This is a genomic window from Massiliimicrobium timonense, assembly GCF_002160865.1.
Classification (GTDB): domain Bacteria; phylum Bacillota_I; class Bacilli_A; order Erysipelotrichales; family Coprobacillaceae; genus Allocoprobacillus.
Genome location: NZ_NFLJ01000087.1, coordinates 1 through 1,540, shown reverse-complemented (window position 1 = coordinate 1,540; position 1,540 = coordinate 1). Strand labels below are relative to the sequence as shown.

Here is a 1,540-nt window from a genome sequence, read left to right as displayed (position 1 = left end):
CGTAACATTGCCGACCATATCGACAGCTTTACGGACTATGACTTTGCACATCTGCTGTTCTCTGACGGTTCAGTGTCTAACGCTATCAGCTTGGACAACCAGCTCAATATCATACAGGTTGCTGACCTTGTTTTGCCAGATAAAGACACGACCTTTGAGGAATATACGACCATTGAACTGCTGTCCGTGGCTATGCTGATTGTCATTTCTACCTTTGCCCTTGACTTTATCCACAGCGACAGGAGCATTTTTAAAATTGTTGACCTTGATGAAGCGTGGGCGTTTCTCAATGTGGCACAGGGCGAAACCCTCTCTAACAAGCTGGTGCGTGCAGGACGAGCTATGCAGGCAGGGGTGTATTTCGTCACGCAATCCTCTGGCGACGTGTCCAAAGAGAGCTTGAAGAACAATATCGGTCTGAAATTCGCTTTTCGTTCTACGGATATAAACGAGATAAAGCAGACCTTAGAATTTTTCGGTATCGACCCAGAGGATGAGAACAATCAGAAAAGGCTTCGTGACTTGGAGAACGGACAATGCTTGCTTCAAGATTTGTACGGACGTGTGGGCGTGGTGCAGATACACCCTGTCTTTGAGGAATTACTGCACGCCTTTGATACCAGACCGCCGATACAGAGAAATGGGGTGGAGTGATGAAAGAAAGGATAAAAGGGCTTCTGAAAAGAAAGAAGCTCTTTCGCTTTTTTAAGATAGCTCTGATAGTCATTTTTACTTCTGTCGTGTTCCTATCCCTGTTCGGTACGGTAGCTCATGCAACGGGGCTTGTTGATGATACCGTCAATGCGGACAACCTGTATTCACAGTACCCTTTGGAGAATTACCAGCTTGACTTCTATGTGGACAATAGCTGGGGCTGGCTTCCGTGGAACTGGCTGGACGGTATCGGAAAGTCCGTACAATACGGGCTTTACTGTATCACCAACTTTATCTGGACTATCAGCTTGTATCTAAGTAACGCCACAGGGTACGTCGTCCAGCAGGCGTATAAGCTGGATTTCATCAACGACATGGCAGACAGTATCGGAAAGAGCATACAGACCCTAGCTGGCGTGACGGAAAACGGCTTTGGAAGCACTGGCTTCTATGTGGGCTTCCTGCTTCTCATTATCCTTATCGTGGGTATCTATGTTGCCTACACGGGACTGATAAAAAGAGAAACCAGCAAGGCATTACACGCCGTTATCAACTTTGTTGTGGTGTTTATCGTGTCCGCTTCCTTTATCGCCTACGCTCCCGACTATATCAAGAAGATAAACGATTTTTCCAGTGATATAAGTACCGCTTCGCTGGACTTGGGGACAAAAATCATGCTCCCCGACAGCGACAGTCAAGGAAAGGACAGCGTGGACTTGATTAGGGACAGCCTGTTCTCCATACAGGTACAACAGCCGTGGCTACTTCTGCAATTTGGCAACAGCGATATAGAGGAAATCGGAGCTGACCGTGTGGAAGCTCTGGTATCGGTCAGTCCGTCAGCAGACGACGGGGCGACCCGTGAGGACGTGGTGAAAACGGAAAT

General features: G+C 47.7%; 2 protein-coding genes. Both read left to right on the top strand.

Annotated elements, in window-relative coordinates:
• Positions 1 to 654: ATP-binding protein (locus B5E75_RS14220; RefSeq protein WP_162607718.1), on the top strand; the 654-nt coding region annotated here is incomplete at its 5' end.
• A partial coding sequence (locus B5E75_RS14215) for a CD3337/EF1877 family mobilome membrane protein (protein WP_420866417.1) occupies positions 654 to 1,540 on the top strand: 887 nt, incomplete at its 3' end. The genes B5E75_RS14220 and B5E75_RS14215, both read left to right, overlap by 1 nt.